The organism is bacterium, assembly GCA_035370465.1.
Classification (GTDB): Bacteria; Ratteibacteria; UBA8468; order B48-G9; family JAFGKM01; genus JAGGVW01.
The window spans coordinates 1-5,782 of the sequence record DAOOVW010000069.1; the positions used below are offsets into that span (position 1 = coordinate 1).

5 protein-coding genes are annotated in these 5,782 nt (G+C 33.5%); all 5 read right to left on the reverse strand.

What is annotated here, in order from left to right; all coding sequences use genetic code 11:
* A partial coding sequence (locus tag PLW95_07660; GenBank protein ID HOV22530.1) for a methylenetetrahydrofolate reductase occupies positions 1 to 773 on the reverse strand: 773 nt, incomplete at its 3' end.
* Positions 774 to 1,586: 813 nt separating this feature from the next.
* Positions 1,587 to 2,231, reverse strand: a complete 645-nt coding sequence (locus PLW95_07665; GenBank protein HOV22531.1) for a methylenetetrahydrofolate reductase C-terminal domain-containing protein — start codon at positions 2,229 to 2,231, stop codon at positions 1,587 to 1,589.
* The gene (rsxC, locus tag PLW95_07670; GenBank protein ID HOV22532.1) at positions 2,213 to 4,204 is read right to left on the reverse strand and encodes an electron transport complex subunit RsxC; all 1,992 of its coding nucleotides are present in this window, start codon (positions 4,202 to 4,204) and stop codon (positions 2,213 to 2,215) included. The genes PLW95_07665 and rsxC overlap by 19 nt, the downstream gene beginning before the upstream one ends.
* Before the next feature lie 581 nt (positions 4,205 to 4,785).
* Positions 4,786 to 5,130, reverse strand: a complete 345-nt coding sequence (locus tag PLW95_07675) for a hypothetical protein (GenBank protein ID HOV22533.1) — start codon at positions 5,128 to 5,130, stop codon at positions 4,786 to 4,788.
* A complete protein-coding gene (locus PLW95_07680; GenBank protein ID HOV22534.1) occupies positions 5,117 to 5,470 on the reverse strand; it encodes a DUF5674 family protein in 354 nt (117 codons plus the stop codon). The genes PLW95_07675 and PLW95_07680 overlap by 14 nt, the downstream gene beginning before the upstream one ends.
* Positions 5,471 to 5,782 lie beyond the last annotated feature (312 nt).

The window sequence follows — 5,782 nt, forward strand, 5'->3', positions numbered from 1 at the left end:
GTTGCTATTTGAATACTTACTTTTGCCCTTTCTTCCTTTTTTGCTTCTGCCATCATTTTTATATATTTTTCGGGAACACTAACACCCGCAACATTTTCATTCATATATTTTGCCATACCTGCTGATTTAAGAAGAACAATTCCACAAAGAACCGGAACTTTATAATTTTCAGTCATTTTTATAAATTTTTCAAAAATACTTATATCATAGACGGCCTGTGTCTGAAAAAACTTTGCTCCTGCCTCTATTTTTTTCTCCATTTTTATAACTTGTAATTCTACTGGCTCATAACAGGGACTTACAACTGCCCCAAGAAAAAATTCTGGTTTTCCATCTAATTGGTTACCTACAATGTCTTTCCCTTCAATTAGGCAAGATGCTGTCTTTAATAATGAAACAGAATCTAAGTCAAAAACTGGTCTACTATCTGGATGGTCACCTAAGGTTGTATGGTCACCTGTCAAGCATAAAACATTTCTTATACCTAAAACATAAGCAGATAAAAGGTCTGATTGTAAGGCAAGTCGGTTTCTATCTCTGCATGTAATCTGAAAAATTGGCTCAAATCCCTTTTCAATAAGTAAATGAGAAACAGCAAGTGAGCCAAGTCGCATAACAGAACTTTGTAAGTCAGTCACATTTAATGCATCTACTTTCCCTCTTAAAACTTCAACTTCTTCAAGAAATTTTAAATTTGTTCCTTTTCCCGGTCCAACTTCAGAAGTTATAACAAACTTATTATTAGTTAATTTTTCTTCAAGTTCGCTTACCATTTTTTCTCCTTTTTCTCTCCTTTGGTACTGTCAAAATTTTTGTTACCTGTTCATTTCCCCCTCACTCTCGCCCCTCTCCCCTATGGGGAGAGGATATAGGTGAGGGGCGATTTCATCTCCTTTTCATCTATTTTTTGACACTACTCTCTCCTCTTAATAAAAATAGCGAAATTCAAAAATTTCCCCTCGCGTGTAGTCCGAGGGGACGAACCTAACGCCATTATGCTTCTCAAATCCCCCTTGAAATCCCCCTTTATACCTGTTGTGCCTTTTGAAATACATTACGGCACCAACTCTCCTTTACTAAACTTTGCTACCTTAGTCGGTTTATTAAAGGGGGAAATATCAACTCCCCCTCATCCCCCACTTCTCCCCGGCGGGGAGAAGAGATGAAATCCCTCCTAATCCCCGTTGTGCCTATTGAAATACATTACGGCACCAACTCTGTGGGCTAAACTTTGCAACTTTAGTCGGTTTATTAAAGGGGGAACGTTGTCTCCTTCCTTTATCAAAGCTTGCCCGTCCATCTTTCCGCCAAAAATAGCAGCTGATTCGCCATTGTTTCTGGCGAATGTGGAGGGGAAGGTATGGATGTATTTTAATTATAAATCCCTCTCTATCTCCCTTTATAAAAGGGAGAATTAATCCCCGTTGTGCTTGCTATAAATCTCCCCTCACCCCTGTTGTGCTATCTAAGAAACGATAACGCACCAACTCTGAGGCACAAGGTAAGCAACTTCAGTCGGTTTGTTAAAGGGGAGAGTATTAAAATCCCCTCTAACTCCCCTTTTATAAAGGGAAAAATCCTGTTTATTAAAGAGGGAATTCCTTCTTCTTCCCCATTAACAAATAATTCTTGATAAAAATATCGTTTTCTTTCAAATTTTTATCTATACCCAATTTTTTCATCTTTTCATAAATTTTTATCCATGCACAATCTCTTGACCTATTTACCTCACATTTTCCATTTTTATCCGCTCCTCCACAGGGTCCATTTAAAAGTCCTTTTAAGCAAGAAGTAAAAGGACATATTCCACCTGTCCAATTCAAATAACATTCTTCACATCCAGAACAACTATACTTTTGGGCAGTTATCCCCTGAAATCCATCTAAACAAAATGAATCACATCCGACACTAATATTTTTATAAACTTTTTTATCCTCAATTAAAATTTTTGAAATCACCTGAACACCAACACCACAGGAGAAAACAATAATATTTTCACATTTTTCAAATTTTTTAATGTTTTTATTAACAATTGTTTCTGCAAACTCCTCATTACAAAGATAATCTATTTTTATAATTTCAATTATATTCTGGTTGTTCTTTTTCAAAAATTCATTTATTCCTTCTTCTGGAAAATAAACTTCTTTACAACCAAAACATTTAAAAACAATTACTTTTTTTTCAAGATATTTTAAAATTTCATCTTCATTTTTTATTTTTGTTGCAAGCATTTTTTCCCTTCTTTTATAAATTTAAGCAAGTTTATTTTTGATGAACAAATATACTGGCAACAACCACACTCAATACATTCATTAACATTATATTTCCCCATTTCTAAAAATTTTCCCTCCTGCCCTAAAAGAGCAAAGTAAAGTGGATATAATTCTACAGGACAGGCATCAACACATCTACCACATTTTATACAATTTCTATCTTCATCAAAATTTACAGGTGTTTTCTTTAAAAATGTATAACCAGTTGTTCCTTTTATTACTGCTGTTTCAAAATTTTCCTGACAAATTCCCATCATTGGACCACCCATTTTTATATCATATTCAGAAATCTCATTTTCATCAATAAATGACGGAATAATATGCTTTAATGGAAAACCAATTTTTATTTCATAGTTTCCTGTCATTTTAATATCTTCTCCTGATATTGTAATAACACGACTGATAAGAGGAAACCCATAATTTATTGCTCTATAAATTGCAAGAATTGTGCTTATATTTAAAACAACAACACCAACATCAAAAGGTAGCCCTTTTTTAGGAACTTGCCTACCAGTTAGGCATTTTATTAAAATTTTTTCTGCACCTTCTGGATATTTTGTTGGTAATTGTGAAATTTTTATATTTTCAGATGAATATTGCTTTAATAAATTTATTGCGACCTTTTTATTATCTTCTATTCCAACAATAACATTTTTAACTTCAAGAATTTTTTTAACAATTTCAATTCCTTTTATAATTTCCCTATAATACTCAATCATAACCCTGTTATCTGAATTTAAAAATGGTTCACACTCACATCCATTAACTATTAAAGTATCTACCTTTTTTGGTGGGGATAATTTTACATGTGTTGGAAACATTGCCCCACCCAATCCAACAATTCCTTTTTCATTTATGAAATCCAAAATTTTTTCTTTTGGTAAGTTATACCAATTTTCAAGTGGTTGAATTTCAGAAGATAAGTCATCTAAACCATTATTTTCTATAACTATTGCTGGTTCCAAAGTTAAACTTACTGGATGTATTTTTTCTTCAATTGAAAGGACTTTACCACTTATACTTGAATGAATATTGGAAGAAATAAAACCAGAAGAAGAGCCAATTTTCTGCCCAACTTTTACTTTATCTCCAACTTTAACAATTGGAATAGATGGTATTCCTGTGTGTTGAGAAAGAAATATAATTACATAAGGGGGGTCTTGATACTTTTTAATTTTTATATTTTCTGTTTTCTCCTTTTCCTCTTCTGGATATAAACCACCATAAAAGCCACTTTGTCTTCTTTCAATATTTTCATCTGTCCTTTTTTCTTTTTCTTCATCTGGTATAATATTGTAATTTCTAATTTCAATTGTAGGATTTAATTTCTCTTTTTGTTTTTTTAATCTTTCATATATTTCAATCCATGCACATTTTTTATTCTTATTTACTTCACACATTCCATTTTTATCCGCTCCTCCACATGGTCCATTTAAAAGTCCTTTTGCACAATTTATAATAGGACAAATTCCACCGGTAATATTGAGATAACATTGTCCACATCCACCACATTTTTCAGGACTTAAACTAATACCATGCTCAATAGGGAAATTGGTAGAATTTTCACTAAAAGAAATTGTATCTGAAAGGGCAATCACTATCTTGTTATCAATAATATCTGAAACAAGTTGTATCCCAATTCCACAGGAAATAACTCCAATTACTTCAAAAGAAGAAAAATCAATGTCTTCAATTATTTTATTTATATGATAATTGTTACATAAAAAATCTACAGCAGAAAAATCAACTTTTTTCTCCTGCTTTATCTTCCCAATTATTTCAGGAAAGGGCTCGTCAAGTGTCGCTTTTGTAAAACATTTTTTACACCAGAAAATATAAATACTTTTTGTCCCTTTCAAAAGTTCTTCTATTTCATTTTCTGGTTTTAATTTATAATTTGTGTACTCAATAATTATTTTTTCTTTTTCCATTTATTTTCCTTGCTTCTCATACAAATTTGACACCAAATTTATTGTCTTGTTTTAAATCTCTCCTCTTTTCTTTCTTCTCTCTCCCCTGCGGGGAGAGGGCGGGGGTGAGGGGGTTTTCCCCATTTTCTTTTTCCATTTATTTCCTTTGCTTTTCATACAAATTTGACACCAAATTTATTGTCTTGTTTTAAATCTCTCCTCTTTTCTTTCTTCTCTCTCCCCTGCGGGGAGAGGCTCGCCCGTAGGGTCCTCGCTTTTGGCTACGGATATAGTAATCCACAGAATTTCTCTGGGCTATGCCCGAGGGGATGGATTTATATTTAAAACACCAACTCTGCCCTGCTAATCCCCGCTACTTTAGTCGGTTTGCTAAAGGGGGAAGTTTTTCTCCTTCCTTTTACAAAGGAAGGTTGGGATAGATTTTCTGTAATTACTCGAAATCCCCTCTATCTCCCCTTTATTAAAGGGGAGAATTAAAAGGAGAATTAAACACCAACTCTGCCCTGCTAATCCCCGCTACTTTAGTCGGTTTAACAGAGGGAAAATTGTCAGAATTTATTAACTTGACAGTATTAAATTTTTCATTTTTCTTTTACATCATATCTTTTTTTTCTAACATACACCATAAAAGGGCAAAAATAATTTTCCCATTGTTTTTCATCTGACCTATACTCATTATCAAAAAAGAAATAATCACATACAAGTTCTCTCAATCTACAAATTTCTTTCAGTCGCTTTCTATTTTTGGGGTCAGAAATTGTAAGGTCAATAAGTTCAATTCCTCTTTCAGCAGCAAGTTTTGAATAATTTTTATCTTTTTTTTCCCATGAAATTGCCCTTAAAACTTCACTTCCAATATTTGCCAACTGTTCAACAAGAGATAATTTAAACCATTTTCCATCTGCAAGTTCTTTATGGTATGTCATTTTCCACTTTTCCCTTTACTATTTCAATAATTTTATTTCTTATTTCATAACTTTCAATTCCTCTTGTTCTATTTCCAAAAGAAGGTCTTAAATTTATAATAGAATCAAATTCAATAAAATCATCTCCTATTTTTTCTGGATAAATATTTATTCCCCATATATTTTTTTGTTCTGACCCATTTTCAAGCAAAAATGCTTCTTCATCACTATGTAATTCCCCGCCAATCACCATAATTTTTTTTTCAATGTCAACAACACCTTTTACTAAATTTCCAAAACTTTCTTCTGCCATTTTTTTTAATTCCGATAACTTAATTTTATTTTCTGCTACTATTTTCATTTTTTCCCTCATCTTAATCCCCGTTGTGCTATCTGTAACTCCCTAAATCCCCTCTAACTCCCGTTGTGCTATCTGGGAGACGATGACGCACCAACTCTGCCCTGCTACCCTTCGCTACTTCAGTCGGTTTATGAAAGGGGAGAATATACTCCTTCCCTTTTTAAGGGAAGGATGGGATGGATTTTATCAAATCCCCCTCATCCCCCTTTATAAAGGGGGAAATGACTCCTTCCTTTATCAAAAGGAAGGTAGGCTCGCCCGTAGGGGCTACGCCCTGAGGGGATCCGTAGCCAAAAGCGAGGACCCTACGGG

Bases quoted from the DNA above. Each gene is read 5' to 3' on its own strand.
- PLW95_07675 (HOV22533.1), bottom strand. From the start codon at position 5,130: ATGACATACCATAAAGAACTTGCAGATGGAAAATGGTTTAAATTATCT.
- PLW95_07665 (HOV22531.1), bottom strand. From the start codon at position 2,231: ATGCTTGCAACAAAAATAAAAAATGAAGATGAAATTTTAAAATATCTT.
- rsxC (HOV22532.1), bottom strand. From the start codon at position 4,204: ATGGAAAAAGAAAAAATAATTATTGAGTACACAAATTATAAATTAAAA.
- PLW95_07680 (HOV22534.1), bottom strand. From the start codon at position 5,470: ATGAAAATAGTAGCAGAAAATAAAATTAAGTTATCGGAATTAAAAAAA.